Origin of the sequence: Paenibacillus sp. FSL P4-0184 (assembly GCF_038004625.1) — a bacterium.
In the GTDB taxonomy this organism is placed as follows: domain Bacteria; phylum Bacillota; class Bacilli; order Paenibacillales; family Paenibacillaceae; genus Paenibacillus_AQ.
In genome coordinates, this window is sequence record NZ_JBBORN010000001.1 from 4,885,176 (window position 1) to 4,911,574 (window position 26,399).

Consider the following 26,399-nt stretch of genomic DNA (forward strand, 5'->3'; position numbering starts at 1 on the left):
GCTGCCACCAGTGAAAGCCGGCAGTCTTAACAACTAACTAGCCCACTCCTAGTAAGGTGTAATTAGTATATATTTTGCGACTGATCGGAAATCTAAAGCTGATTCTGAAGCCTGAATCTTGTGCTCTGATAGTTAGTAAAAAACGGGAGCGTATTAATCCGCGAATTAAACTGTTCAGTCTTGTCGTATTACCTGAATTAATTGCGGCAGTGACACGCGTTGCAAATGGAATATCAGTCGCCAACCTGAGGTATAAGGGAAGAATAGCTTGTACTACTACGAGATGTTCTCCCACTTTATACTTACTTTGAGCGGGGTCAAGAAAAAAACCATTGACGTATAGTCGATCCCGCATAGGTGTACGAAAGCCGAAACTGTACCCTGATCCCAATTCTGCAATTGGGGCATGGCTTACCTTTTGAAACAGTCTTTCCATCTGCACAAAATCAATCGTATTCACCGCTTGTACCCATGCAGCTGAGTATGTTGGACTGCGCACGATTTCGCGATAGAAGGGTAGCACATTTCGTATCGTTCGTCTTAAAATTGCAGGTGTTATAAATTCGTTTTGCTGTTTGCGAACGGGGACTTGACGTTTTCTTTTCTTATTCAATATGCTTCCCTCCTTGAAAATTCAGTTATCTGCAACATATGCTTTACCGGAAAGATGCGTTTGGACATTTCATCGAAAAAGCACTCCAGGCTTTCGGGATTTAGATTTACTGCTAGAGAGATAAGGAAATTACTTAGCAAGAAATGACGCGGCTGCCGGTAGGAACGGTTTAGTCGCGTTTTGTTTGTGTGCTGCAGCTTGCATGGAAATGATCGATATTCTCTCCCGAAATGTAGGTATACAAGGATGAAATACGAGGATCCATTCTTGCCGTGCCTTCCATAAGGTAACATACATAGAATGCAATGGAAGAGCGATAAGGAGGGAGACGGCATGGTTTCGAGAAAACGACTTATGGCATTTATTCAGAATGCGGAAAAGGCATGGGAGAAAGTAGTCTTTTCGTATGATCTAAACAGTCCACCGATTCGAATCGGTGATTTTGATTACTACAGACTTCCCTTGCGATTCTCGACCCGAATCAAAATTTTTCGGTATTACCGCCAATTTTGGAGCAATGTGTACGCAAATCGCATGATCTGCTCCGCAGGTTACAAAAACATTCGGGGACGTCTTTACTCTCCTGATGCAGATACGGGGGGATTGCCTAGCAGAGTGCTGGGTTTAAAAATTATAAACCAGACAAGCACAAATATAATAGTTGACGCTATTCTAGGTATTCCAGGCGACTCAATCGCTGATGGGGAATCTATTCGTTATTTCATCTTGCGCAACCCATCCACCCAAGTACTTACGATCAATTTACGCAGAAGCCGATATGCCGATTACCGTTACGATCCATGCAAAAAAAAGAGTAGGATACTAAGAAGGAAAAAATGAAATAGCGCCTGTTATATAGGGAGATAAATTATTCATTGAAAAAACTGATTGCAGAATACTTCTAAGAGTAATACACCCTTTGAACGGGATTGCAAGAACAACAACGGTGTCATGAAATCATTCCACACAGCAAGTGTATTTAAAATCGCTACTGTGGCAATCACCGGCATAAGCAGCGGGAACACAATCTGCAAGAATGTTCTCCAAACTCCACAACCGTCTACCCTTGCCTCTTCTTCCAGTTCAAATGGAACGTCAGAGCCGATAAAGCTATTAATTAAAAAAGATAGGGAACGGGAGGTTGTAACAAATTTCTATAAGAATAACGCCCGTGGGCAATAATTCGAGCGTAGTAGCAGAGAAGAAGAAGTAGCCGGATGACAAATACATGTTCGAACGCTAACCCGCGTAAATCGCGGGTTTTTTCCTTTGTCAGCGTATATTCTTGCCAGAAATCATTGTCAAGAATAAGTACCGTTAGCTGATTCTAGAAATAGGCTTATGCTAAGGAAGAGGATACCTACCATGGACTGGGGCTAGACTTAAGTTGGAAATTATTCTCACCTTTTTATTGCATCTTCCTCGCCTTTTTGCTATATTTGATATTAACAAATTGTTATTATCAAAAGGTTACTAACAATAAACTGAATGGTGAAGATTAGGAAATTTAATGAAAGGGAGCGGATGAAAGTGAATAAAACATGGGGTGGTTGGAATCTGTTTGAAATCGTCTGGCTAGTTTTATTTACCTCTATTGCTGTTGCGTTTACGGTTATTTCTAAAGATTCCTTATTCGGATTTACGGTCTTTATCACCGGGGTGCTGTGTGTGGTGCTCGCGGCGAAAGGAAACCTGATGAGTTATGTTTTCGGAATGTACAATACCGTCGGTTACGCGTACTTGGCTTATATAAACGGTTTGTTTGGAGAGGTCATGCTGAATTTGTTATTCTTTGTACCTATGAATGTCATTGGCTTCTATATGTGGAAAGACAACCGCCAAGACGGCAAACTATCCATGCGACAGATGGATCTTAAGTGGCTGTTCCTTGTTGGAGCTGTCTGCGTAATAGGCTGCCTGTTACTGGGAATCGGGCTATCGTTCATCCCAGGGCAGAACTCGCCTTATATAGATGCTATTACAACGGTATTATCCATTGTGGCTACCTTTTTAATGGTCAGAAGATTTAAGGAACAATGGCTGGTCTACATTGTTTTGAATATGTTTACGGTGCTGCTGTGGGTAATTCGGATGCTAGAAGGCAGTAGCGAAGGGGTGCTAATGATCGTCATGTGGAGTGCGTATCTGATTAACGCGGCATACGGCTATTACAATTGGAATAAAGGGGCTAAGGAGGTATCGGTATGAAGACGCTTGGATTAACGCTGGGGAAGTTTGCCCCGTTGCATAAAGGACATCAATTCATGATCGAGACCGCGTTGCAAGAGGTCGACGAATTGATTGTGGTAATCTACGAAACGACGGTGACCCCGATTCCGCTTCATATTCGGGCGAACTGGATCCGCAAGCTCTATCCGACGGTCCGGGTAATCGAAGCTTGGGACGGTCCAGACGGGTATTCGAACGATCGGGAGCATGAGATTCGAGAGGAGAAGTATATTTTAGGGCTGCTGAAGGGCGAGCAAGTGACGCATTTTTACTCTAGTGAATTTTACGGTGAGCATATGAGTGTCGCATTAGGCGCGGCGGACCGGCGGGTGGATGAAGCCCGTGAGCGGGTACCGATTTCGGCCACGATGGTGCGTGCCAACCCTTATAAATATCGCAGATTTGTAAGTGATGTCGTGTATAGGGGGTTAATCACGAAAGTGGTTTTTGTGGGAGCGATGTCGACTGGCAAATCTACAATCACCGAAGCGCTGGCGCGGCGGTATCGCACAACCTTTGCAAGCGAATATGGGCGTGATTACTGGACCGAGCATCAAGTAGATCGTAGAATTAACCTAGAAGCGTTCGATGAGATCGCTTTGGGCCATATCGAACGTGAGGAGCAGGCGCTGCTGGAAGCTAACCGATATCTCTTTGTCGATACCAATGCAATTACCACATATATGTTTGCTTTGGATTACCACGGCCGGGCTCCTGAATGCTTAGCCCGGATCGCATTAGAAAACGCGCAGCGCTACGATCTGTTTTTCCTGTGTGACGATGATATTCCTTATGAGAATACATGGGACCGTAGCGGGGATCAGAAGCGGCATATTTTTCATAAGCAAATCATTGCCGATTTGAAAGAGCGGCGGATTCCCTATATCACGTTGCGAGGAAACCTAGAGGAACGAATGCACAAAGTAAGTGAGGTCTTGGCAAAGTTCGAGCCCTACCGGAACTATTTCGGAGAGTTGAATGGCTAGAATAAAGAACAAAGGAGGCAAGGATACATGAATATGTTGGATCGCGATGGACTTACGGAACGTCAATTTTTAGAGCAGTACCATGCCGGGGATTTCGAGCGGCCTTCTGTGGCGGCGGATATGGTCATTTTCACCGTTACGAACACGGAGGCGGACAGCTACCGCAAGCTTCCGGAAAAAGAGCTGCGAATTCTGCTCATTCAGCGGGGAGGTCACCCGTTCCTGGGCAAATGGGCACTTCCAGGCGGTTTCGTCCGGCCGGACGAGACGACAGAGCAGGCGGCGGTGAGGGAGCTGAGTGAGGAAACCGGTGTGGATGACGTTTATTTGGAGCAGTTGTACACCTTCAGCGATGTTGGAAGGGACCCTCGTACCTGGGTGATGAGCTGCAGCTACATGGCCTTAATCAACAGTGATCAGGTACAGCTGAAAGCAGGAGATGACGCTGTCCATGCTGCCTGGTTCAAGGTAACCTATCGGCTTCTGCGCGAGCGGAAAGAGATTATTGAGGATGGGTATGTGAAAACGAAGGAATACGAGCTCAAGCTAAGTAGCGATGAAGAAGAGTTTACGGCAGTTGTGGGTCGGACGATGACATCAAAGTCGGCCTCTACGTCAACCGCATACTCCATTGTATCAAATGACGGATTGGCTTTTGATCATGCGAAGATTATAGCTTGCGCTATTGAGAGACTGCGGGGAAAAGTGAATTACACCGATATTGCGCTAAACTTGATGCCGGGTCTCTTCACTTTGACGGATCTACAGCAGGTTTATGAGGTGATCTTAGACAAAGAGCTGCTGAAAGCCGCATTCCGGCGTAAAGTAGCGGATCTCGTAGCGGAGACCGATCATTATACTGAAAATGCGGGACACCGTCCTTCCCGCTTATATCGGAGAAATATGGAGGAATATCAATGATATACAATATAGAGCAGTTAAGAAAAGCTTATATCGCGGGCAAAACGTTCAAGTTTGTGTTCTTCTGGGGCCATACACCGCCAAAGCACGACGGCGTCGACAAAAGCTGCTTCAGCCAATGGTGGATGAGTCCTTTCGTGATAGAGGGGATCGAGTATTCCTGTGTCGAGCAGTTTATGATGTCCGAGAAAGCAAGACTGTTTGGAGATGACGATATGTTGGACGCGATCCTTAAAGCTAAGCATCCCAAGGAGATGAAAGCCTACGGGCGTGCAGTAAGAAACTTCGAAAATGACACTTGGGATAAAGAATGCTATGACATTGTCAAAAGAGGAAATATAGCCAAATTTTCGCAGAATCCGAAGCTTGGCGAATACCTCAAGTCAACGAAAAACCGTATTCTCGTCGAAGCTAGCCCACAGGATCGCATTTGGGGAATAGGCATGAGCCAGTCCAATCCGGATGCGGAGAATCCCGTAAAATGGCGGGGTAGGAACCTACTTGGATTCGTGCTGACCGAAGTGAGGGACGAATTGCTGCGGGATTAACTTCTACCGGAATTGTTATTGATGAAAGGAGAGGGGCCCTTCTTCTGGATGCAAGAGAGATAACTGATTCTAAGTGTGATGCAACAAGATGTAGTCCCATATTTAAATGAAAAGATAACGATATCCCTTTGGATTTCGTTATCTTTTTTGTTCACCCTCTAAAAGCCGAAGCTTCATCACCCCAGGTGTACAGCCATAAGTATTTCGGAAGATTCGGATAAAATAATTCGTCTCCATTCCCAGTTGAATCGCAATATCCTGAACGAGAATATCAGCATTCTCTGTCATTAACTGTATCGCACGTTCTAGTCGCAGATTCTGTAGATATTTATGTGGAGTTACGGCATATTCCTGTACGAATAGACGCTGGAAATGCTGGACGGAATACCCCACAGCAGCTGCTAGATTGGAGATAAGGAGTGGCTCAGTATAATGTTCGTTAATAAGTTCAACCGCTTTAGCCAACGCTTCATTACGCACAGACTCAAGTTCTAAACGACTGCCTGAGGAGTGTATGGATTCAGAACGACGTAACATCAGAAGTAATCGATATAGGGTTATAGATAGATCCTCCATCCCTTGCTCGTCTTGACGACTAGCCGTCTGATTGTTCACCGTATGCCAGATCTTTCCGATTTCCTCCCAACATTGTTCAAAACGAGCAGGATGAAAAGGGAGATAAGGGAGAAGGCCAATCCCCTCCAGCATTCCCTGCGACTGACTCCCTTCGATTCCGATGAAACCCACATGCCATGGTTCATGTGAGGTAGGATAATATTCGTGTCCTCGATCCGGTGGGAAGGCGAAAGCCATTCCAGGTTCTAGTATGATTTCAGTACCGCTCTCCAGATCACGAAACAACCCAGTTCCGGTACGAATCAGAAAAATTTGATGAACAGGAAAACCTGTAGGGCGCACATGATGAAATTGTATATGACGACCTACAGAGTAGGGATATAAGGGAAGCGTCTCAGCGTCGCGCGGTAGTTCTATCAGTGAAAAAGGAAGCAGGATGATTCACCTCATATTCATTTTGTACTATCACTTCGAGAGTATATTCCTACTGATCGGGATGAATTTTCTTATATTATAAATAGTATAAATGATGATTCGTGAATTTGATAGCTTAAGCATCTAGCGTCTCATCAGAGAATAGTCCCATTTAAGAAATGGGCAGAATTGAGAGGATGATCTTACATTATGACTAAAAAACACTCCCCGATTAGCAGCAAAGCTCCAGTGATGCTGCACGGTGCCGATTATAATCCTGAGCAATGGCTGAAGTACCCAGAAATTTTGCGTGAGGATATTCGTCTGATGAAGCTTGCAAATTGTAATGTGATGTCAGTCGGAATTTTTTCTTGGGTATCCCTAGAGCCTGAAGAAGGTGTATTCACTTTTGATTGGCTCGATAGTGTATTGGATTCTTTTGCTGAGAATGGGATTTACGCATTTCTAGCAACACCAAGTGGAGCACGGCCTGCTTGGATGTCTGAGAAGTACCCTGAAGTTCTAAGAGTGGAACGTAATCGTGTTCACAATTTACATGGCTTCCGTCATAATCATTGCTTCACCTCGCCTGTGTATCGGGAAAAGACTGCGATTTTAAATGCGAAGCTAGCAGAACGTTATAGCCAGCATCCTGCGGTTATCGGTTGGCATATTTCGAATGAGTTCGGTGGCGAATGTCACTGTGATCTTTGTCAGAATGCTTTTAGAGATTGGTTAAAGGTCAAATACAATAACAGTCTGGATGAGGTGAATCATGCTTGGTGGGCTACTTTTTGGAGTCATACCTACACTTCATGGACACAGATTGAATCTCCGGCTCCACATGGAGAGACGCAAGTACATGGCTTGAATCTCGACTGGCGGCGGTTTGTCAGCGAACGGACGATTGATTTCTGTCAGCATGAGATCAATACTGTTCGCCCATACAATCCAGCGTTGCCAATTACAACGAATATGCATATGATCGATGGCATTGATTATCGCGAACTAGCCAAAATTCTGGATGTTGTCTCATGGGATGCTTATCCAGAATGGCATTATACCGAAGATGGTGACGATGCTAGACTGGCAGCATGGACGGCAATGCACTACGATTTAATGCGCTCTTTTAAAAAGAAACCGTTCCTGCTCATGGAAAGCACGCCATCTCTTACGAACTGGCAATCGGTCAGTAAGCTGAAGCGTCCAGGCATGCACAAGCTGTCTTCGCTTCAAGCGGTAGCACATGGTTCGGATTCTGTGCAATACTTCCAATGGCGTAAAAGCCGGGGCTCTAGTGAGAAGTTCCACGGTGCAGTTGTTGACCATAGCGGCCACTCCGAGACTCGAGTGTTTAAAGACGTTACAGAAGTAGGTAAGACACTGGCGGGAATGACAGAAGTAGTAGGTACATCAACTCCAGTAAAAACAGCGATTATTTTTGATTGGGACAACCGCTGGGCGATCAAGGATGCACAAGGCATTCGTAATTCCGGATTGCGTTATGAAGAGACTGTACTACAGCATTATCGTGCCCTTTGGGAGCTAGGCATTCCAGTTGATATGATCGGATCGGGGGATGATCTGTCCGCTTACAAGCTGGTGATCGCACCTATGTTGTATCTGATCAGTGAAGAGAATGGAAAGCGCATCGAGAAGTTTGTTGAGCAGGGCGGAACTTTCCTGGCAACCTATTGGTCTGGTGTCGTTAATGAAACGGATTTATGTCATTTGGGTGGATTCCCTGGACCACTACGCAGAACGCTCGGCATTTGGGCAGAAGAGACCGAAGGGCTGCATAGCCGTGATTTGAATGGTGTTGTAATGCAGGCGAGCAATGCACTTAATCTAAGTGGTGATTATGATGCGCATGAAATTGCTGAGCTGATCCACTTGGAAGGTGCGGAAGCATTAGGCACTTATCGCAGCGATTTCTATGCTGGCCGTCCAGCGCTTACGGTAAATCGTTTCGGTGAAGGAAATGCGTATCATCTTGCTACTCGTGTAAAAGACGCCTCTTTCTACGTTGAATTGTATGCTGCAATCACTGCAAAAGCGGGAATTACTCGTGCGCTTGATAGTGAGCTTCCAACTGGTGTGACAGCGCAGCTTCGTACGGATGGAGACAGTGATTATATTTTTGTGCAAAACTACAGCGGCAGTCCGCAAACGGTACAATTAGATGGAGCGGATTATACAGATTTGAGCTCAGGTTCTGCAGCTCCGGCTGTGCTGAATCTAGCTGTAAATGATCTCGCAATGTTGAAGCGTAAATCGTTAGTATAAAAAGAAGGCAGGACCTGAGTAATTCAGGTTCTGCCTTTTTACTATCTATCCATAAATCGTCCCATCATAATCGTGTTATAGAATTTTCCGTCAGCAAGAATCTTATCATTTTTTAATATTCCCTCGATCTCAAAGCCAAGCTTCTGATAAAGGGTGATAGCTTTGTCGTTCGTTTGGAGGACATTTAAAGTGATTTTTTGGATACCGTTAGCGTCGGCCCAAGCAATTGATTCTGCTAAAAGATTTTTTCCAATTCCATAACCCCAATAATCCTGAAGCACACATACTCCGAACTCGACTTTATGAGCGAATCTTGCTAATGAATGGCCTTCGCATCTAGAGAACCCAACGATTTGATTATTAACTACCGCGATTAGAAATAAGTTTCTTAGTTTCTCTGAATCAGATAGGATAAGCTGCTGAAACTCTATTTCGTCTATAAAAGCCTCCCCTGGTTCTCTGTCTAAATTCTCGGTCTCACCATCAATTTGTACTCTTAATTTGGACAATATCATAGCATCCGCAGTGATTGCAGATCTTATGGTGTAATGGATGCCTTTCACGGTAAATGTTCGTTGATCAATAATCATTTGTCCTCCGTTACTACTGATGATTTTAGAAATATAGCTTCGATACCCTCGATGATACGAGTATAATAACCCACATCATGGGGTACAAAATGGGTCATTTCTACATCCTGCTGAATGGTAATTCTATGTCCGTGTGGATCGATTTGAAAACCGTTGACTTGTAGACTATGTATTGCTCCCTGCCAAAATCTGCGAAAATCAGAAAACTTAGCTTTGACAATGCCGGCGACCTCTTCTTTTTGTAGCTGAAAATCTTCTAGACGATAGGGATTGTTATAAACAAAGACATGCGCTCGTTCATTATCGATAAGTTTTTCTTTTTTCATACTATAAGGAATTGTCCCTAGTGGGATCAGGTCTTTTAAGGATAAATCCAGTCCCAGCTCTTCATGAACCTCGCGTGTTCCATCTTCTACAGTTTCGTTTGCTAGCAAATGTCCGGCGGCCGTGATGTCCAGTAGTCCCGCATAATCTTGTTTCTGTTCACTCCGAAGTTGTAGATAGATATAGGGTATTTCCTGATCTTTGCTTATAAACCAGCAGTGGAAAGTCTCATGCCAATGTCCTAACCGATGTACCTCTTCACGTGGAGCCGTACCTGTTCGGTTGCCTGCTTCATCAAAAATGGTAAGTATCTCATTATGCATAGAAAAGCTCCTTTGTGATGATTTTTTCTTTCTAAAGCCTATCATAAAAACGTTCGAATTACCCTAAATGTTAGGTAGGTTCTTATTGACAACCGTTAGAATGAAATGTATATTTTTGGATGTTAATCAAAGGAGGAGTTAAATGAATTTAGTAACCATGAAGCAGAAGGATTTGGACACTTTAAGTGATGAAAGATTAGGATGGGCCTGTATGGAGCCTACCTTTCAGCAGATTCGCGCAAAATCACCATCGATCAAATCCGAAGTGATCTCAAAGCTCACAGATGGACAGAAAGCACTTTGTATGTTCAGAGTAATGCATGATCACAGCCGTAATTCCGAAGGGGAGTATTATGCTTGGATTTCTTACATGCAAGACCTGCCGGGGTATTGGACAGGGGTGATGGGAGGCATACGATTTTTTGGCGATGATCCGATGATTCTTTTGCTTCAGGAAACAAAGGCATTTCTCGAAGAAAGAAACAATCGACTTGGAATACAGTGGGTTGATGCTACCATCACGGATCTCGATCGAGATCCTGAGTTGTTGAATGAGATGAGTGGTTTATTTGAACGATTTAAGAACATAGCCGTAGATAGCCACAGGTTGATTGGCGAGTATATTCGGGCACATCCGGGAGAATTTGTGGAGATAGAAGGCTAATAATTATGAAAAAAAGTAAATTATTTTTATTGTTTCTTATAGTAATAAATCTGCTTCTTTATGGAGTTCCCTTATATCACAGTTATAATTCATTTCAAAATCTTGTACTGGATCGAATCGATGCTACTCAAATCACCTCCATTAGAGTTCTTAAGAGTTCTAATGAACAAGAAATTAAAGTGGATGACCCGAAAGAAATTGAAAAGATCATACATGAGTTTTCTGACGTGAAATTAAAAAGAAGTGAAGCATCAGAACGACCTGCGGAGACCTATTGGATAAGAATATATGTAAATAAAGATCAGCGCTTTGGAATGACACTCTATGGCACAGATTACTTGTATTTCAGCGATCGATCTAGTAATAGTAAGTATCACTCTGGAAATTTTAAGATTACTAGTAAATTTGATGGGGAATCCATTACAAGATTGTTTAAGTAAAAATAACCCGCTGCCACAGGCAGCGGGTTAAATATTTCAGGTTATTTATCTAGCCATCCATCCGCCGTCAACATTAAGAATATGACCATTCAAATAGTCGGATGCTGCGGAAGCTAAGAATACAGCAGGACCTTTAAGATCATCAGGTGTTCCCCAACGTGCAGCTGGAATACGATCTAAGATAGCATCCGAGCGGCTTTGGTCAGCACGGATTGGAGCTGTATTTTCAGTCGCCATGTAGCCTGGTGCAATCGCATTGATGTTCAGACCGGAGCCTGCCCATTCATTGGCAAAAGCTTTAGTAAGACCTGCAACCCCGTGCTTACTCGCGGTGTAGCCAGGGACATTGATTCCGCCTTGATAGGAGAGCATAGAGGCGATGTTAATGATTTTGCCGGATCCTCTTTCCAGGAAGTGGCGGCCAGCGATCTGAGACAGAAGGAACACTGTGTTCAAGTTCAGGTTAATAACATCGAACCAGTCTTTTTCACTATGGTCTTTTGCAGGAGTACGGCGGATCATTCCTGCACAGTTCACGAGAATGTCAACATGACCAGTCAGTTCAAGTGCTTGGTCAAATGTGTTTTGCAGGTTGCTATGATCACTTAAGTCAGATTCGATGCTAACCGCTTTTACACCAAAAGCTTTTGCAGCGTTTACGGTTTCTTGACTTGTATTAAGCGATACGGATGCAATATCCGCACCTGCTTCTGCGAAGGCAAGGGCAATGCCTTGTCCAAGACCTTGAGCAGCACCGGTTACGAGTGCTGTTTTACCTGCCAAGCTGAATAATGATGATGACATTATAAATTACGCCCCTTTGATTTAAATGGATTTGATTCCGTTATTACTCACATTCAATGGCAATGCCTGCACTGCGGAACTGTTCTGCTGTTTCGGGAGAGAGTCCCTTATCTGTCAAGATAACGTCAACTTCCTGCAGAGAAGCGAATGTACGCAGCGCAGTTTGGCCGAATTTATGATGATCCACAACCGCGAACACCTTACGGGCAGTAGACACAAGGGCTTGCTTAAACTCAATTAAATCTCCTGTATAAATAGAAAGTCCATGTTCGATATGAACAGCTGTCGAGGACAGAAATGCTTTTTGAATATTAAGTTGTTGCACATAGGAGACGGCTTCAGGGCCGGCCAACATATTGCGGACACGGTAACCCCCGGGAACGACGAGACGAATATGATCTTTGGGAACCAGTTCGCTGATGATGTATACATCATTGGTGACTACCGTTAGAGGCATATTGTCCAGGCGTCGGGCAATTTCAAGCGTTGTGCTCCCGCCGTCAAGAGCTATAATATCGTCCTGTTCAATATGAGCAAGCGCGCGCAAGGCGATCTCTGTTTTTTCGTCGGAATACTTATCCAATGGATCCTTAGAGGGCAAAATACCAAACTGGTCGCTTTGTGCCAGCACAGCTCCGCCATGTACACGTACGATCAGTCCTTGCTCCTCCAGCTTGCTTAAATCCTCACGAATTGTTTTTCCTGTAACTTGTAGCTTATCGCTCAGTTCATTCACCGTTACATCTTTTTGGTTCAGCATAACTTCCATAATCATCTCATGTCGTCGTATCGGGTTCATCCGCTTGCCTCAGCTTTCCGTAATTGATTTATCTCTATTGTAGTTCTTTCATGGATACGGGGTCCATATCATCATATCTTTTATTATCGCCAGCCATACTCCAGATAAAAGTATAGTTATGAGTACCAACACCACTGTGTATGGACCAGCTTGGAGAAATAACCGCTTGTTCGTTTTGCATTACGATATGGCGAGTTTCATTAGGCTCTCCCATCAAGTGGAACACAACGGAATCGTCCGGTAGATCGAAATAGAAATAAGCTTCCATCCGGCGTGGATGTGTATGTGCTGGCATCGTATTCCACATGCTACCTGGCTTCAGTTGAGTCATACCCATAACTAGCTGAGCACTTTGTACGCCATTTGTATGAATGAACCGATGAATGGTACGCTCATTGGAGTTCTCCAAACCGCCCATCGCACCAGATTCGGATTCAGCCAGAGTGGTTTTGGTAGTTGGATAGGACTGGTGAGCAGGCGCAGAATTCAAATAGAATTTAGCGGGCTTGGAAGCGTCTGCACTTTTGAAGATAACATCTTTAGAACCTTGACCGACATACAGACATTCTTTGAAATCTACTTCATATTCTGTACCATCGACAATAACCGAACCTTTACCGCCAACATTGATGATCCCCAGCTCACGGCGTTCCAAGAAGTAAGTAACCCCAAGTTCTTTAAGGTCAGTTGTAAGTGCAACTTCTTCCTTAACAGGATTAGCACCGCCAACGATCATGCGATCCTCATGGGTAAGTACAAGTTTCAGTTCATCTGGTGCAAAAATGACAGGAATGTGGAATTCCTTACGGAGGCGCTCAGTGTCAAACTGCTTAACTTCATTAGGATGGGATGCAAAACGTCTTTCCATGGAATATTCAATCTCCTTCACAAGCATATTTTCGTTCGTATAGGTACAATTTACTCCATTTACGTTCATATTACAAGTGTTTATTTTTAGGTATTGGTTCATTTTAGTTTATTTATAAGTTTTAATAATTGCCAAATGAACGAAAAGTGTGCACAATAGATCTAAAATGCTTAGTTCTCATTTATAGGGTTGTTATCATACTATTGAAAATTGAGATGTGGGAGGTTGAACTTGAATGCTGGAGTCTAATGGTATTCAGAGTACTTATCAGGACCGTCAACAAGAAATCATTATAAGTATAGCGCTGGAAGCGCAGAGACGGCCTCTGCTTGAGAGTGGACTCTGGTTCCACGATGATGTGCGAAATAACTTTTATTATGCCTCATATCTTTTTGCAGCTGCAGTAGATGATTCTTTGTCGTTGCCTTTTGACCGGGAAGAAGCGAAACAGAAAGCACAGGATGTGCTACTAGAGACATTAATGCTACAGAATCGTCAACCTGGCACGGAGCTATACGGGCACTGGCCACTTGGATTGAATCCGGTTCCACGTGAGGCTTCGCCGCATGAATTGCCTGTAGAAATTATGGGCAGTCTGATGGCCTACTTTTGCAAAAGATATGGTGGAGCACTAAACGCTCAACTTCGCATTGTCCTGAATACAGCATTTGGACACATTTATCGGAGTGATTTCTACCGTAAGCCGGTAATCACTTTTGGGCATCATGAAGCGAAATATACAGCAGCAAAGCTGATTTTTGGCACTATGTTTGCAGATGATGTGCTCGTTGAGGATGGTCGTCAAAGTTTGAAGGCCACATTGACATACATCCGCTCTAAGGGTATGCCAGAATACGGCAGTCTCCCGTGGTTCTGGCATTGGATACAAGCGTTTACCTGCGCTTTGGAGCTTGTCCCGACAGAAGATACGGATTTAATAACTACTCTTAAAGACATGCTTGATCATCTTTGGAAGGTAAGAGCAGAGTTTTATTTGCGTGGAGCTTGGGTGGGTGCACATTCTAGAGGTTGGCCACATGATGTACCAGGGGATGCTAATGTGCTTCATGACTATGTTCAGTTCGGGGACTTCAAGCTTTCAGAGGCAATGCCACGCACGGAATACGCTGGACTCCTATTCTATAAAGCACCAGATGAGGCTTTAACAGCTGCGATGAATCGCCGGACGCCAGTGGAAACCACCAAGATTACACAGAAGGTAGTCCCAACAGATCCGAACGCTCAACCGTTACTTCATTCTTATGCCTATATTACTGAGGATTTTGCAGCAGGCGGGATGTGGGAACGGGTAGAGGAATTTGATAATGAACAGCTCCGTTGGGCTTTCTCTCTGCCTGTGAATGGAGAAGGAGGGTCCAACCAGCTATATTTCTTCCATCCAGGTCAAGGCTACAATGAGGGAGATCCACGCCATCAGAGCCGTTATATGGAGGTCCTCTATCACAAGAATGTAGTTATTTCTTTATTTCCCATTCCTCAGGGGGAAAAGAATACGATCATCGGTGTTCTTCCTCATGGGGAGTGGATGCAAGACCCGAATGCCTTATTCGGTCAGGTTGGGGATGTCTATTTCGCAATATATTTATCTCAATCGTACCAACTACAGGAACGTCCGGGATACATTGAGGTAACCGTTCAAGGGATGCCGGGTGGGGTGATCGTTGAGGCGATCGGTGTTAAGGAGTCTGCAGAGCGTGGCATCATCGGACTGGATGCATTCGTAATAGCTATGGCCCATAATGAACCACACTTTGAGATGGGAGACGGATTGTCGGCTCATTATACGACCAGTAATGGCGAAAGATTGCATTTGAGTATGGTGAGTGAGTCAGAGCAACCGCGAGCTTTGCTGAATGGTGTGAAGATCTCTTTGGAGAACTATACGGTTTAATAAGAACTCAACATAGTTGTGAGTTAAGTTTGGATGGAGTCGACCTTAAGGTCGGCTTTTTTATATTATAAATGCGCATACTATGCTATAGCTTCATTTGGAAATTTACTCCTAATAAAAACCAGCTTTCCTTTAAGGGCAAGGCTTTCGTAATCTTATTTGAAATTAATTACATTAATCTCTAATTTTATGAGAGACATTTATCACAATAAAGGTTAATATCTAAGTGAGACGTATGAATGAATGCGCTTTCTTAAATCCGTTCAAACCTAACTCAAAGAATGCGAGGGATTTACTGTGACAGGAACTGAATTTCGTGTGGAAAATGATTTTCTAGGCAGCAAACAAGTAGATAAGAACGCATACTATGGGATTCAGACATTACGCGCAGTAGAGAATTTTCCAATTACGGGTTATAGAGTGCACAATGAATTAATCAAAGCGATGGGGATCGTAAAGAAAGCCGCTGCGCTTGCAAATATGGAAATCGGCAGGCTCTATCGTGGGCTTGGAGAAGTTGTTGTGAAAGCAGCAGATGAGATCATCGAAGGTCAATGGCACGAACAATTTATTGTAGACCCTATACAGGGTGGTGCAGGTACCTCGTTAAATATGAATGCCAATGAAGTCATTGCTAACCGAGCATTAGAGCTGCTTGGTCATGAAAAAGGAGACTATCGTCATTTAAGTCCCAACTCTCATGTGAATATGGCGCAGTCTACAAATGATGCATTTCCGACGGCTATTCATATTGCGACGCTTTCTCTTCTGGAACAACTGCTTGTTACTATGCGCAGAATGCATGAGGTGTTTGCAGACAAAGCCAAGGAATTCGATCCGGTTATAAAAATGGGACGCACGCATCTACAAGATGCAGTGCCGATTCGTCTGGGCCAAGAGTTCGAGGCTTATCGCAGAGTACTTGAGAGAGATATCAAACGTATTGAACATACACGTCATCATTTGTATGAAGTGAATATGGGGGCAACGGCTGTAGGAACTGGATTAAATGCTGACCCTCGATATATCGAAGTGGTTGTAGAGCATTTGGCTGAAATAAGTGGATTGCCGCTAGTTACTGCAGATCATCTTGTGGATGCTACGCAAAATACAGATGCATACACAGAAGTATCTGCTGCGCTAAAGGTCTGTATGATGAACATGTCCAAGATTGCTAATGATCTTCGACTCATGGCCTCCGGCCCGCGGACAGGGTTTAATGAAATTTCACTACCTGCTCGCCAGCCTGGTTCCTCCATTATGCCAGGTAAAGTTAATCCGGTTATGGCAGAGGTCATCAATCAGGTAGCTTTTCAAGTGATAGGAAATGACCATACAATCTGTCTGGCTTCCCAAGCGGGTCAACTGGAACTAAATGTTATGGAGCCAGTTCTAGTGTTTAATCTCATTCAGTCCATCAGCATCATGAACAACTCCTTCCAAGTCTTCACAGATTTCTGTCTGGCTGGTATTGAAGCCAATAAAGAGAAGCTAGAGCGGGATGTGGAGCGGAGTGTCGGAATCATTACTGCGGTTAACCCACATTTGGGCTACGAAGTGGTTTCACGTATTGCTCGTGAGGCGATTTTGACAGGAGAATCTGTTCGTGAATTGTGCCTTAAGTATAATGTGTTATCCGAGGAAGAGCTCAATCTGATTCTGGACCCATACGAAATGACGCATCCAGGAATCGCAGGCTCAGCTTTATTGCAGAAGCAATAGGGGATTACCTAACCGTTAATCGCTGACTTTGTCATCCATGTCCTACGATATTTAAAAAGAACCTACTTCAACGTTTGTTAGAAGTAGGTTCTTTTTGTGTTTCAGGCTTACAGGAAGAAGAATGAGCGTAATAGACCACGTTTTCTCGGTGGAGAGGGCAACCTTGCAGTAGTAACGGGATGGGAAGCTTCATTAGATGTGAAGGCGTTGCCTTTTGAAACTTGCATTGGTTCTAGGGTTGCCGCTAATTGTTTGATCATTATCCGCAGATCCTCAAGCTCCTCACGCTGCTGAAGCAACTGTATCATGACTACTTCGTCGGCTTTTTGATCGAGTGTACGTTCAATATAATGAATCCGGGATAATATATCTTGCATAGGCTCAGCGTCTGTGGGATGAAGTGGATCTTGCGGTGACGTGGACATCTGCTTTCCATTCGAGTCAGTTAATTGAATACTCTCTAGTGGATCTCCGTGATTAATGCGGTCTTTAATATGACTAAGCAAGCTGATTTGCTGCTCTGAGAATGTATAGTGGCCAAACCGGTCTTTTGGAAAAAAATCAGGGAACATAGCAGCCCAACGTTTGATCGTAGTCTGGCTAACGGACAGCAACTCTGCGGCATCCTTTGTTTTCAGAATTTCCATTTTGATTCCTCCAGTTCAGGTAGTCATGTTATGAGTAATTCGTTGTTCAATTGCTGCTCCCTGCAAGGTTGACAAAGGAAGTGCGGATTCGATAAACAAAGTGTAATTACGAGCAATCTCACCATTCTTGTATCTCACTATCTTGCTTTTACATTCTAGAATGAGTACAGATGACCCTGAAGCGGGGTATACTTGGTTTAGAGGTGAATCGTATGGATAAGAGTGGAGAAGTGGATAAGATGACTGAGGAGCAATGGCAGGCTATTTTGCAAAATGATGCAGCTTATAACGAAAAATTCTTTTATGCAGTGAAGACTACGGGAATCTTTTGCCGACCTTCCTGCAAGTCCAAAGCACCTAATCGAGAGAATACACGTATCTTTCAAAATGCAGAACAAGCATTAGAATCTGGATTTCGTCCCTGTAAAAGATGCAAACCAACGGGTGAGCGGCTGCCGGATAAGGAATGGGTGGCTGTAATGACTGAATATATCGACAAACATTATCATGAACCTCTTACTCTTGAAACGCTGGCAGAAGTCTGTCATGGAAGCCCTTATCATCTGCATCGAACCTTCAAGAAAGTAACGGGAATCACTCCAGTGGATTATATACAGCAAAAGAGAATCGATCAGGCATCTGAATATTTGGTTACCACGGATCGGGATGTAGCTGATATTGGATTACATGTGGGTCTGCCAAATACGTCGTATTTTATTACCTTATTTAAGAAAAAGACGGGGCTTACCCCAATGAAGTATCGACAGCTTAACAAATTAGAATTAACGAATCATTCTGAATTATTCTTGGAGGTACAGAAAAATGGAGAGTAGACCAAGTGCAATCATATACTGGACATTGCTAGCTTATAAGGAATGGAGTTTCTATATCGCAGCGTCGGAGAAAGGATTAAGTTATGTGGGGTCGCAGCAGAAGCCATTCGAAGAAATGAGTGACTGGATCAGCCGTAGATTTCCTGAAAGTAAACTGGTGCAGGACGATGAGAAAATGGTTCCATTTGTACAGGAACTGATCGAATATTTGCAAGGGGTACGGCAGGCATTCAGCATTCCTTTTGACTATCGTGGGACTCCATTTCAACTCGCGGTGTGGAAAGCGTTATGTGAAATCCCATATGGACAAACGTGGTCTTATTCGGACATCGCCACACATATTCAAAAACCTGCTGCAGTACGCGCGGTAGGGACGGCCATAGGTGCAAATCCGATACTAATTACGGTGCCCTGCCACCGAGTCATTGGCAAGAATGGAACATTAACTGGCTACCGCGGGGGATTAGAGATGAAGACTAGGCTGCTTAATTTGGAAAGTGGAAAGAGTGCTCTAGAATTATGAATATTGAGATCCAGTACAAAACCCCAAAGACCTTACTAAATAAAGGGACGGGTTATCTGAACGGATATAGTCATTCTTTAAACCCATATACCGGCTGTACTTATGGCTGTTCTTATTGTTATGTGCGTCAAATGCCTGTTTCACTGTTTCGCCAAGAGGAATGGGGAACGTGGGTAGATGTCAAACAAGAAGCTGCAGCTATCTTACGCAAAGAACTCCAGAAAGCAAAGTCCAAAGGACCGGTCTCCATTTTTATGTCCTCTAGTACAGATCCATACCAACCGATAGAGCACAAGGAGCAGGTAACAAGAGCTTTGCTGGAGGTTATGGTGGAGTCCCCGCCCGATTTTCTGTTCGTGCAGACGCGCAGTCCGCTCGTACGCAGAGATATAGATTTATTATTACGCTTAGAAGACAAGGTTCGCGTGAGTATGACTGTAGAGACGGATCGTGAAGATATTCGCAAAAAATTCACACCAAGTGCTCCGCCCATTTCTGCAAGATTAAAGACACTGAAATTACTGCGTGAAGCGGGCATTCCTGTTCAAGCAACCATCGCTCCGGTATTGCCAAGCAGCACTTCTTTTCCAGAGATCCTAAGGGGTTTGGTGGATAGGGTCTGTATCGACGATTATTTTATGGGAGATGGCAGTGGGGGCAAACGGACACGGAGATTAGGTGTTTATTCCCTTTATGAAGAGCTGCAATTGGAAGAATGGTACGATCCGGCGGCTTATCGCAGGGTGTACGATGGACTCCGGAGTGTTTTTTATGAAGATGAGCTTTTCTTGAGCCAGAAGGGGTTCGAGCCTTAAACTGAAACATGATATAATAAACGAGAGCATTCATACTTAGTATTTTAAAATACTTAATACCTGTAATCGCTTATTGGAGGAGTAGAGTGGCAAAAGCAAAAGTGGCCAAGCGGCCCACAAGAGATGAATTTGTACTTGAGGAGCTAGGCAATCAGTTAGTTGAAGCCAAGCAAGAAGGTTCTGAGATTTTATTGACCGTATGGGGAAAAGAAGAACAGGTGCGCGGAACGATTGTAGAAATGGACTCGCGGACTGGAAAAGTACACATCAGTAAAAACGAAGGTATCGAAAAAGTTCCGTTTATGGATATTATGCAAGTTAATTATCCCAGAGATTAATGGGAACGCAGCAATAAGAGGTCCTGTGAGCCATGTTGGCTTTGGGGCCTCTTTGACCATATAGTATCGAATAGATTAAAGAGAGGTAGATCAGATATGGCAGTAACCAAAACCAACGCGATGCGAATGCTAGATGCGAAGAAAATTGAATATGAAGTGTTTGTTTATGACAACGAGGATGGACTAATCCATGGTACGGCAGTTGCGGAGAAGATTGGAAAGGCGGCAGAGACGGTTTTTAAAACTTTGGTTGCTCATAGCGGAGCAAATCTTTATGTATTTGTTATACCGGTTGCTGAGGAGCTGGATCTCAAAAAGGCGGCCAAGGCCGCCGGAGAGAAAAAGATTGAGATGCTGCCAGTGAAGGACTTGCAGAAGTGGACGGGTTATATCCGTGGTGGATGTTCACCAGTCGGTATGAAAAAGCTATATCCAACGTTCATTGATAGCAGCGCAGAAAGTCAGGAAACGATAGCCGTTAGCGCCGGAAAAATTGGTCAACAAATGGATGTATCACCGCAGCTTCTTGCAGGGGTAACAAATGCAAAATTCACAGATCTAATTAAATAGATGAGCAACAAGAAGACCTAAATACTCCTTCAAGGCTGTGCCTGTAGTCGAGATGGCTCCTGGCGAAGGAGTGAACTTTGAGGGTTGCAACGAAAATTCAGCACTGGCGATATAATCTGTAGGAAAAGCTTGAGCTGTTAGCCCTGCATTCTTGAAGTGCTGCATCGAGCGGGGCATATGAAACCCTGATGTGACTAGTACAGGACGCTTAAGTCCCTTCGCTTGTAGGATTGCGGCGGTGTTTACAGCATTCTGCTCCGTGTTAAGAGATTGATTGTCGGTCAGGATATCCTCTTCGGGGACACCGAGTCCAAGGAGTTGTCTTTTGGCGATATCCGCTTCATTGCCGCTGTCGGAGAAGACTTGTCCACCAGAGAATAGGATGGGTAAACCACTTGCATTATGTAGTCGTACAGCTGTAATTAGCCGATTCGCTGCTGATCCATATAAGTTGCCCTCGCCATCAATATCCGGTGTCCCAGAGCTTGCACCTCCACCAAGCACAACGATGACATCTCCTTGCAATGTATCCGGTTGAGGATATTTTCGTTCTAAACCTCCGATTAACGCATCGCTGACTAAGGAAGTCATGGAGAAATACATAAGCAGTGTAACGCCAAGCAGGACAAGCGCAGGACGACGGTTCTTTTTCCATAACCAAATGACAAGACCGAGCAGAAGTAGGATGAAAAGTCCTGGAGGAAGCACAAAGCTGTATACAAATTTGATGATGTAAATCAACAGTATCAACCGCCTTCGTAAAGTATGAGTTCAGGTTGTATTGTAACATGAGTTGGGGTGTTCGAAGTTGCACAAAAGACCGAAACGGTCTTTTTTTATTTGATGAGAAGCCTAATCTAGAACTAGATTGGGAGCGGCATTAAGTTAAAGGGAAGGATAGTTGAATAAATTTTCCCTAAACTCCCCAACCTTTTTCGTTTTCGCTGCAGTATATATTTAAGTGCCACCGATAAGAAGGAGCTTTTAGAACATGAATAAACAACATGCTGACCGTGTCATCGAGGATTTCATCAAGCCATTATATGGTTTTGCTTTGAACAAAACGGGAAAGATCGCCGAAGCCGAGGAGCTGGCGGGAAGAATTACACTGGAAGTATACCAAGCGCTTCTTAAAAAATCAGACTTCTTGGATCTGAACAGTTACGTCTTTAAGATTGCGCATTATGTATGGGCAAAATTCGTAGGCGAGAAAGTCAAAGCTTCTAACCAAATGCGGATTGATGACCAAGAGGTGATGTCCAGAGAACAGGGTTTCGACGAGATCATTCGTCAAGAAACGGCTGGCGCTTTGCGGCGGGAAATAGCTTTTTTATCTCACCAGCAACGGGCAATCGTTATCAAGTACTATTACGGTGGAATGAAAATTAGTGAAATCGCGGCTGAGATGGGTCTTTCTAGCGGCACAATCAAATGGCATTTATTCGAAGCGAAAAAGGAGCTGAAACACAAAATGAACACCATTCGATCAATGGGTAATCTCGGCATCAACCCGATTCGCATGACAGGTTTAGGGCATAACGGATCCCCAGGAAACAAAGGCGACACCTCTGACTTTTTAGCGACGGCGATTAGACAAAACATTGCTTTTTCAACGTATCACAAGCCACTCACGATTAATGAAATTGCTGAAGAGCTGGGCATTTCACCTGTATTTATAGAGGATGAAATCGAATTACTGGAAGAATACGGATTCATGGATAAACTACCGGGTAGAAAGTATCGTACCAATATGTACATAGAAGATCCGTCCCCAATGAAAAGCGAGGTACTGTACCCATTGTTCAAAGAATATGCAGAGATTGCAGTCGAGCATTATTTCAAGACGTTTTTCTCGATGGGTGAAGTGTTCCAAGAGACGGGTGTCTATATTCCTGGCGGCGATGTCAATCTACTGTTGTGGAGTCTCATTCCGTATGCTGGTAATCAATTGAGCTTCAAAGAACTCAATAGGGTTAGCCATGAAGAGGTTTCCGTCAGCCGCAAAGATGGCGGCCATTACGCCGCTCATGCAACGATTCAGAGAGAGTTTGACGTCAGTTTTGATCCTAAACAATATTATTATAGTGGCGATATGAATAGGGATTCCGATGAGTTTGCACTAAAGGCATGGCAGGTCGATACGTGGTGGTGTGGCAGGAAGGACAGTTGGCGAGACAATCTGAGTTCGGATTTCATCAGTCTGATGCATGTGATCAATGGAGATTTACCGCAAAACGATGTAAACATTGATGCCTATCGCCGTCTTTTCGATAAACAATATTTGCTGAGAACGGAATCTGACCTTGAAGTTAACATTGTTTATTGCAAGGATAAGCAAACAGGAGAACGTCTGCATGCGGCGATTCCGCAACCGTCCGAACGAATCAAAGAAGCCGCCACGAAATTGGATCAAGCTGTTTATCAAGTGAACCTCGAAGGACAACCAGATCATGCACATAAATATGTGCGTTACTGGTCACAGAACTGCATGGCATCTGGAACCATACTCGCCTTCGTACTCAAACATTTAGTCGACATCGGTATGTTAAAAGTACCTGATCCGCATCGTAAAAAAGGCATTTCTACAATCATGTTCATGAATCAAAGCTAGCTTCAAATTAATCGAAGAAAATGAAATATTCTTTAATGCAGCAATGTGAAGATATCTCGCAGTAGCCTTCGATTTAGCTAAGAACGATTTAATAAAAGGCGATTAAGATGATTGCAGTTACAAGTTGCTCAACAAACTGAGAACTTTAGTTCAATAATGAGAGGGCTGCCAAGAGGTAGCCCTTTGTTCAACTTATGGGCAGGATAGTTTAAGTATAAATCTGGATAAAGTAGGCTAAAAACTTCTTCAGCTGAACGGTTATTATGAAAAAATGGGGGAATTAATTGATAACATCGCAAGTAGCAGTTCACCCAAGTGAGGGAAAAGTTTTTTCCTCTTTTTATGAACCAAAATACGAGAACTGGTGAATAAGAAGTGAAAGGAAAAACGAGGAGGTCTTTTAAGTGAAAGAAAATCATCATTTTCCAATACCCAAGGAAGGAGGTCAAGTTGATTTTGAAACACTTGTTCAACCTCACTTAACTAGTGCATTTCGAGTCGCTTTTTTGATCGTCCATGATTATCATCTAGCTCAGGATGCCGTTCAAGAAGCACTATGGGAAGCGTATCAATCACTTTATCGATATGATAAACGAAAAGGGACATCGTTTCGAGCTTGGTTTATAAAAATTGTGACACATCGTGCACTTAATATGGTGCGTAGAAAGAAAAATACGGAAGAATATTTGGACTCTATTGACCCTGGGCAAAACCCATTGGAGAGTATTCTTCAAAAGGAGAAAGAGCAACAGATTTGGCGAGCGATTCAGATGATGACGCTGAAACATCGCTCAGTAGTTATCCTTTACTATTATGAGGAGTTTAGTATAGCTGAAATTGCAAAAATCCTTGGTGTATTTGAGGGAACGGTAAAATCAAGGCTACATAAGGCCAGAAACTTAATTGCTGAAAAAATACAAGTAAACAAAGAAACACAGGTATTTACCGAGATGGGAGTGAACATGCATGACTAATCTTGACAAACAAATTGCACAAACTCTAAAAAATGTTGCTGGAGAATTGGATCAGCCTAGTTTTGTGATTCCTGACCAAGTGGTAGTCTATAAAAGAAAAAGGTCGCGTTTACTAAGCAGTTTGGTACTTCCTGTCTTAATCAGCTGCGCTTTGCTTTTAACGATATCGGTGAGTCCTACCTTTGCGGCCTATGTTAAATCGCTATTTAATGGTTCTGATAAAGAACTGCAATATGCAGCACAGGAAGGTTTTTCACAGAAGGTAAATGCCTCTGTTACTGATCGGGGCTATACTCTTGAAATAGAGGAGATATTAGCTGATCCGATGAGAATTGTGGCTGTTTATTCGATCAAGGATCAGCAAAAGAACTTTATTCATCCGGATAAGCTTCACATAAGTAACGTAGAGGTAACAGATTTGAAAGGGAATGTGATTAAAGAAACTAAAACATATATAGTAGAAATCCAAGAAAATTACGGATATCTCACTCTAAAAAAACCGGGGGAAACAGAAGAACAAAACCTTTTATTACAGTTCGAGGGGAATCAGATCGACTCTGTTAAAGGAAATTGGGCCTTAAAGATTCCTATTGATTTAGAAAAAGCAATTAAGGCTTCAAACGTGCTGCCAATCGATAAGACGTATACCACACCACAGGGACTGCAAATTAATCTAAATAGTATTATGCATTCACCAACTGCTGCCCGTGTGGATTATGAAACGAAATGGACGGAAGAGGCAAAGAAAAGATTAGTAGAGGAAAGTAAACAAGTGAAAGGAAAACTAGATTCAGTTGATCCTTATGTTCGCTATGATGATTATAAACTGAATTTTCATGTTGAAAATGAAAAAGGAGAGAAAGTAAAAGATTTAACTAGGGCGCTTGATATTTCACGCAAGGCCGTGGGAGAATACGGTCATTCTAATCGGAAGTATGGTTTTGCTCCCCTGTCTCCTGATCATCAATATACACTAGTATTGGATTCTTTAGAAAAAACAGAACCGTATGAGCTAGGTGTATCATTTGAGCCAAAACAGCTTGCTGAAAAACCTGTAAGAGTAGATGAGGATGGCAAAACGATTGAGATCATGTCCGTAACCTTTGACGAACCATTAAATGAAGCATCTCCAAAGAATGAGAAGCATGCTACTATTTTGCTAGAGGCTTATTTAAAGGATATTTCATATATAAATGTAGCAGATACGATTTTAATGGATGATGACACAGATAAAATTATTAATCGTTTTGGTTGGACTATAGAAGATGAAAAGGGCAAAATATTCAATGTAACAGGTGGAGATTTTAAAATGATGGGAAAGGATGAACAAGGCAGAAACCATATCCGAATAAAATTGCAAAGTGATGAAATGAAAGAACTCCCTCAAAAGCTCAGTCTTACTTCAGAATTGGCAAAAAAGAGCTATGACCTGGATTGGAAAGTACCATTGCCAATGCCAAAAGAAGATAAATAAGAAAAGCGAAAGCGGAAAATCATGGCCTTTTAATTGTTTAACAGTGTCTGGTAGCAGCCGCGGGTACTTCTGCACAAAATCTTGAATTTAGTAATGTCTTTATCGAGTCTCTTCAACTAACGGGGAACTATAGTTACTGAAACAAGGAGCAGATCGCCGCGGCAGCTGCTCTTTGTCTTATTGGGCGATAAAGGAGACGGGTGAATTATATGCCAAATGATTATGTTTGGGGGATTTTCGTTGCTGATGCTTCAACTGATTTTCCGAATTTCTTCCAATCGGTATTTATACCACACGTGAGTTAGCCATTAATGAAGTCGAAGCTTTGCCAAGAGATCACAATTATCAATTACTTCGAATGCCGCTAAATAATAACTTCGCATATTACCATAGAAAGAGTAGTAAGTTGGTTGGAATGGATACGATCCATCATGAACATTTTCATTTCAAAGATGAAAGTTAACCGATAGCGGTTGCTTCGGCAGCCGTTTTTTATTTGTTCACTAACGGTAGTATAGTTCAATTATAGTTGTTTTTTATTTCCAGACTTACAGTATAAATATTAAAATGAGATTAATTGAATTAATAAGGGGCA

General features: G+C 43.2%; 28 protein-coding genes. 18 read left to right on the top strand and 10 right to left on the bottom strand.

The genetic code is table 11. The features are described 5' to 3' along the window. Positions 1 to 37: 37 nt before the first annotated feature. Positions 38 to 613, bottom strand: a complete 576-nt coding sequence (locus MKY52_RS21540; protein ID WP_341053251.1) for a hypothetical protein — start codon at positions 611 to 613, stop codon at positions 38 to 40. A gap of 333 nt (positions 614 to 946) precedes the next feature. On the opposite strand from MKY52_RS21540, the gene MKY52_RS21545 reads away from it, so the two are divergent. Beyond that, complete coding sequence (locus MKY52_RS21545; protein ID WP_341053252.1) at positions 947 to 1,453, top strand: DL-endopeptidase inhibitor IseA family protein; 507 nt, start codon at positions 947 to 949, stop codon at positions 1,451 to 1,453. 32 nt (positions 1,454 to 1,485) lie between these two features. On the opposite strand, the gene MKY52_RS21550 is transcribed toward MKY52_RS21545, so the two are convergent. Further along, positions 1,486 to 1,731 carry an ABC transporter permease subunit gene (locus tag MKY52_RS21550; protein WP_341053475.1) on the bottom strand — a complete coding sequence of 82 codons (246 nt, stop codon included), beginning with the start codon at positions 1,729 to 1,731 and terminating at the stop codon, positions 1,486 to 1,488. Between the two features lie 412 nt (positions 1,732 to 2,143). Here MKY52_RS21550 and pnuC point away from each other — a divergent pair, with 412 nt between their 5' ends. Genes pnuC through MKY52_RS21570 form a run of 4 tightly spaced genes read left to right on the top strand, consistent with a single transcriptional unit; the run spans position 2,144 to position 5,297 of the window. Beyond that, the gene (pnuC, locus tag MKY52_RS21555; RefSeq protein WP_341053253.1) at positions 2,144 to 2,821 is read left to right on the top strand and encodes a nicotinamide riboside transporter PnuC; all 678 of its coding nucleotides are present in this window, start codon (positions 2,144 to 2,146) and stop codon (positions 2,819 to 2,821) included. Beyond that, a complete protein-coding gene (locus tag MKY52_RS21560) occupies positions 2,818 to 3,828 on the top strand; it encodes an AAA family ATPase (RefSeq protein ID WP_341053255.1) in 1,011 nt (336 codons plus the stop codon). The genes pnuC and MKY52_RS21560 overlap by 4 nt, the downstream gene beginning before the upstream one ends. Before the next feature lie 27 nt (positions 3,829 to 3,855). Beyond that, positions 3,856 to 4,749 carry an NUDIX hydrolase gene (locus MKY52_RS21565; protein WP_341053256.1) on the top strand — a complete coding sequence of 298 codons (894 nt, stop codon included), beginning with the start codon at positions 3,856 to 3,858 and terminating at the stop codon, positions 4,747 to 4,749. Further along, positions 4,746 to 5,297 (top strand): NADAR family protein, encoded by a 552-nt coding sequence (locus tag MKY52_RS21570; RefSeq protein WP_341053257.1) that lies wholly within the window; start codon positions 4,746 to 4,748, stop codon positions 5,295 to 5,297. Before MKY52_RS21565 ends, MKY52_RS21570 begins: the two co-directional genes overlap by 4 nt. A 138-nt stretch (positions 5,298 to 5,435) precedes the next feature. Here the strand turns inward: MKY52_RS21570 and MKY52_RS21575 are convergent, their stop codons facing one another. Next, on the bottom strand, positions 5,436 to 6,215 hold the full coding sequence (locus tag MKY52_RS21575; protein WP_341053259.1) for an AraC family transcriptional regulator: 780 nt from the start codon (positions 6,213 to 6,215) through the stop codon (positions 5,436 to 5,438). Positions 6,216 to 6,497: 282 nt separating this feature from the next. On the opposite strand from MKY52_RS21575, the gene MKY52_RS21580 reads away from it, so the two are divergent. Further along, positions 6,498 to 8,573 (top strand): beta-galactosidase, encoded by a 2,076-nt coding sequence (locus tag MKY52_RS21580; protein ID WP_341053260.1) that lies wholly within the window; start codon positions 6,498 to 6,500, stop codon positions 8,571 to 8,573. A gap of 41 nt (positions 8,574 to 8,614) precedes the next feature. Here the strand turns inward: MKY52_RS21580 and MKY52_RS21585 are convergent, their stop codons facing one another. Next, positions 8,615 to 9,163: a GNAT family N-acetyltransferase gene (locus MKY52_RS21585; protein ID WP_341053261.1), complete on the bottom strand. Its 549-nt coding sequence runs from the start codon at positions 9,161 to 9,163 to the stop codon at positions 8,615 to 8,617. Further along, a complete protein-coding gene (locus MKY52_RS21590; RefSeq protein ID WP_341053262.1) occupies positions 9,160 to 9,810 on the bottom strand; it encodes an NUDIX hydrolase in 651 nt (216 codons plus the stop codon). The genes MKY52_RS21585 and MKY52_RS21590 overlap by 4 nt, the downstream gene beginning before the upstream one ends. 142 nt (positions 9,811 to 9,952) lie before the next feature. Between MKY52_RS21590 and MKY52_RS21595 the strand changes: the two genes are divergently transcribed. Together MKY52_RS21595 and MKY52_RS21600 are read left to right on the top strand one after the other, a co-directional pair. Next, entirely contained in the window at positions 9,953 to 10,474 is a 522-nt protein-coding gene (locus MKY52_RS21595; protein WP_341053263.1) for a hypothetical protein, read from the top strand. A gap of 5 nt (positions 10,475 to 10,479) precedes the next feature. Beyond that, the gene (locus MKY52_RS21600) at positions 10,480 to 10,914 is read left to right on the top strand and encodes a DUF5301 domain-containing protein (RefSeq protein ID WP_341053264.1); all 435 of its coding nucleotides are present in this window, start codon (positions 10,480 to 10,482) and stop codon (positions 10,912 to 10,914) included. A 45-nt stretch (positions 10,915 to 10,959) separates the two neighbouring features. Here the strand turns inward: MKY52_RS21600 and kduD are convergent, their stop codons facing one another. From kduD to kduI, 3 genes are read right to left on the bottom strand one after another with little or no spacing between them, the layout of a single operon-like run. Next, on the bottom strand, positions 10,960 to 11,718 hold the full coding sequence (gene kduD / locus MKY52_RS21605; protein ID WP_042189303.1) for a 2-dehydro-3-deoxy-D-gluconate 5-dehydrogenase KduD: 759 nt from the start codon (positions 11,716 to 11,718) through the stop codon (positions 10,960 to 10,962). A gap of 43 nt (positions 11,719 to 11,761) precedes the next feature. After that, positions 11,762 to 12,517 (bottom strand): DeoR/GlpR family DNA-binding transcription regulator, encoded by a 756-nt coding sequence (locus tag MKY52_RS21610; RefSeq protein ID WP_076286209.1) that lies wholly within the window; start codon positions 12,515 to 12,517, stop codon positions 11,762 to 11,764. 34 nt (positions 12,518 to 12,551) lie between these two features. After that, positions 12,552 to 13,385 (bottom strand): 5-dehydro-4-deoxy-D-glucuronate isomerase, encoded by an 834-nt coding sequence (gene kduI / locus MKY52_RS21615; RefSeq protein ID WP_076286208.1) that lies wholly within the window; start codon positions 13,383 to 13,385, stop codon positions 12,552 to 12,554. A gap of 235 nt (positions 13,386 to 13,620) precedes the next feature. Here kduI and MKY52_RS21620 point away from each other — a divergent pair, with 235 nt between their 5' ends. Both MKY52_RS21620 and aspA read left to right on the top strand, forming a co-directional pair. Continuing rightward, positions 13,621 to 15,297: a hypothetical protein gene (locus MKY52_RS21620; protein WP_341053265.1), complete on the top strand. Its 1,677-nt coding sequence runs from the start codon at positions 13,621 to 13,623 to the stop codon at positions 15,295 to 15,297. Positions 15,298 to 15,594: 297 nt separating this feature from the next. Next, on the top strand, positions 15,595 to 17,019 hold the full coding sequence (aspA, locus tag MKY52_RS21625) for an aspartate ammonia-lyase (protein ID WP_042128747.1): 1,425 nt from the start codon (positions 15,595 to 15,597) through the stop codon (positions 17,017 to 17,019). Between the two features lie 107 nt (positions 17,020 to 17,126). Here the strand turns inward: aspA and MKY52_RS21630 are convergent, their stop codons facing one another. Continuing rightward, positions 17,127 to 17,666, bottom strand: coding sequence for a MerR family transcriptional regulator (locus MKY52_RS21630; protein WP_341053266.1), 540 nt, complete (start codon positions 17,664 to 17,666; stop codon positions 17,127 to 17,129). Between the two features lie 170 nt (positions 17,667 to 17,836). Here MKY52_RS21630 and MKY52_RS21635 point away from each other — a divergent pair, with 170 nt between their 5' ends. The 5 genes from MKY52_RS21635 to ybaK all read left to right on the top strand — a co-directional run bounded on the left by MKY52_RS21635 (position 17,837) and on the right by ybaK (position 20,745). Then, positions 17,837 to 18,499 (top strand): bifunctional transcriptional activator/DNA repair enzyme AdaA, encoded by a 663-nt coding sequence (locus MKY52_RS21635; RefSeq protein WP_341053267.1) that lies wholly within the window; start codon positions 17,837 to 17,839, stop codon positions 18,497 to 18,499. Beyond that, a complete protein-coding gene (locus tag MKY52_RS21640) occupies positions 18,489 to 19,022 on the top strand; it encodes a methylated-DNA--[protein]-cysteine S-methyltransferase (RefSeq protein ID WP_076300618.1) in 534 nt (177 codons plus the stop codon). The genes MKY52_RS21635 and MKY52_RS21640 overlap by 11 nt, the downstream gene beginning before the upstream one ends. Further along, positions 19,019 to 19,837 carry an SPL family radical SAM protein gene (locus tag MKY52_RS21645; protein WP_341053268.1) on the top strand — a complete coding sequence of 273 codons (819 nt, stop codon included), beginning with the start codon at positions 19,019 to 19,021 and terminating at the stop codon, positions 19,835 to 19,837. The genes MKY52_RS21640 and MKY52_RS21645 overlap by 4 nt, the downstream gene beginning before the upstream one ends. Before the next feature lie 86 nt (positions 19,838 to 19,923). Beyond that, complete coding sequence (locus tag MKY52_RS21650) at positions 19,924 to 20,175, top strand: YolD-like family protein (RefSeq protein ID WP_042189285.1); 252 nt, start codon at positions 19,924 to 19,926, stop codon at positions 20,173 to 20,175. A 96-nt stretch (positions 20,176 to 20,271) separates the two neighbouring features. Next, positions 20,272 to 20,745 (top strand): Cys-tRNA(Pro) deacylase, encoded by a 474-nt coding sequence (gene ybaK, locus MKY52_RS21655; RefSeq protein ID WP_341053269.1) that lies wholly within the window; start codon positions 20,272 to 20,274, stop codon positions 20,743 to 20,745. Here ybaK and MKY52_RS21660 read toward each other — a convergent pair. Then, positions 20,734 to 21,486 (bottom strand): YdcF family protein, encoded by a 753-nt coding sequence (locus MKY52_RS21660; protein WP_341053271.1) that lies wholly within the window; start codon positions 21,484 to 21,486, stop codon positions 20,734 to 20,736. The genes ybaK and MKY52_RS21660 overlap by 12 nt on opposite strands. Before the next feature lie 250 nt (positions 21,487 to 21,736). On the opposite strand from MKY52_RS21660, the gene MKY52_RS21665 reads away from it, so the two are divergent. The 3 genes from MKY52_RS21665 (at position 21,737) to MKY52_RS21675 (ending at position 25,804) form a co-directional block, all read left to right on the top strand. Further along, positions 21,737 to 23,356, top strand: coding sequence for an RNA polymerase sigma factor (locus MKY52_RS21665; protein WP_341053272.1), 1,620 nt, complete (start codon positions 21,737 to 21,739; stop codon positions 23,354 to 23,356). A gap of 404 nt (positions 23,357 to 23,760) precedes the next feature. Beyond that, positions 23,761 to 24,330, top strand: a complete 570-nt coding sequence (locus tag MKY52_RS21670; protein WP_341053273.1) for an RNA polymerase sigma factor — start codon at positions 23,761 to 23,763, stop codon at positions 24,328 to 24,330. Further along, positions 24,323 to 25,804 (top strand): DUF4179 domain-containing protein, encoded by a 1,482-nt coding sequence (locus MKY52_RS21675; protein WP_341053274.1) that lies wholly within the window; start codon positions 24,323 to 24,325, stop codon positions 25,802 to 25,804. The genes MKY52_RS21670 and MKY52_RS21675 overlap by 8 nt, the downstream gene beginning before the upstream one ends. Positions 25,805 to 26,399: the final 595 nt, after the last annotated feature.

Bases quoted from the DNA above. Each gene is read 5' to 3' on its own strand.
- MKY52_RS21610 (WP_076286209.1), bottom strand. From the start codon at position 12,517: ATGAACCCGATACGACGACATGAGATGATTATGGAAGTTATGCTGAAC.
- MKY52_RS21545 (WP_341053252.1), top strand. From the start codon at position 947: ATGGTTTCGAGAAAACGACTTATGGCATTTATTCAGAATGCGGAAAAG.
- MKY52_RS21570 (WP_341053257.1), top strand. From the start codon at position 4,746: ATGATATACAATATAGAGCAGTTAAGAAAAGCTTATATCGCGGGCAAA.
- MKY52_RS21640 (WP_076300618.1), top strand. From the start codon at position 18,489: ATGGAGAGTAGACCAAGTGCAATCATATACTGGACATTGCTAGCTTAT.
- MKY52_RS21590 (WP_341053262.1), bottom strand. From the start codon at position 9,810: ATGCATAATGAGATACTTACCATTTTTGATGAAGCAGGCAACCGAACA.
- MKY52_RS21585 (WP_341053261.1), bottom strand. From the start codon at position 9,163: ATGATTATTGATCAACGAACATTTACCGTGAAAGGCATCCATTACACC.
- ybaK (WP_341053269.1), top strand. From the start codon at position 20,272: ATGGCAGTAACCAAAACCAACGCGATGCGAATGCTAGATGCGAAGAAA.
- MKY52_RS21620 (WP_341053265.1), top strand. From the start codon at position 13,621: ATGCTGGAGTCTAATGGTATTCAGAGTACTTATCAGGACCGTCAACAA.
- MKY52_RS21665 (WP_341053272.1), top strand. From the start codon at position 21,737: ATGAATAAACAACATGCTGACCGTGTCATCGAGGATTTCATCAAGCCA.
- MKY52_RS21600 (WP_341053264.1), top strand. From the start codon at position 10,480: ATGAAAAAAAGTAAATTATTTTTATTGTTTCTTATAGTAATAAATCTG.
- MKY52_RS21580 (WP_341053260.1), top strand. From the start codon at position 6,498: ATGACTAAAAAACACTCCCCGATTAGCAGCAAAGCTCCAGTGATGCTG.
- MKY52_RS21630 (WP_341053266.1), bottom strand. From the start codon at position 17,666: ATGGAAATTCTGAAAACAAAGGATGCCGCAGAGTTGCTGTCCGTTAGC.
- MKY52_RS21645 (WP_341053268.1), top strand. From the start codon at position 19,019: ATGAATATTGAGATCCAGTACAAAACCCCAAAGACCTTACTAAATAAA.
- MKY52_RS21560 (WP_341053255.1), top strand. From the start codon at position 2,818: ATGAAGACGCTTGGATTAACGCTGGGGAAGTTTGCCCCGTTGCATAAA.
- MKY52_RS21635 (WP_341053267.1), top strand. From the start codon at position 17,837: ATGACCCTGAAGCGGGGTATACTTGGTTTAGAGGTGAATCGTATGGAT.
- MKY52_RS21675 (WP_341053274.1), top strand. From the start codon at position 24,323: ATGACTAATCTTGACAAACAAATTGCACAAACTCTAAAAAATGTTGCT.
- MKY52_RS21565 (WP_341053256.1), top strand. From the start codon at position 3,856: ATGAATATGTTGGATCGCGATGGACTTACGGAACGTCAATTTTTAGAG.
- kduI (WP_076286208.1), bottom strand. From the start codon at position 13,385: ATGGAAAGACGTTTTGCATCCCATCCTAATGAAGTTAAGCAGTTTGAC.
- kduD (WP_042189303.1), bottom strand. From the start codon at position 11,718: ATGTCATCATCATTATTCAGCTTGGCAGGTAAAACAGCACTCGTAACC.
- MKY52_RS21595 (WP_341053263.1), top strand. From the start codon at position 9,953: ATGAATTTAGTAACCATGAAGCAGAAGGATTTGGACACTTTAAGTGAT.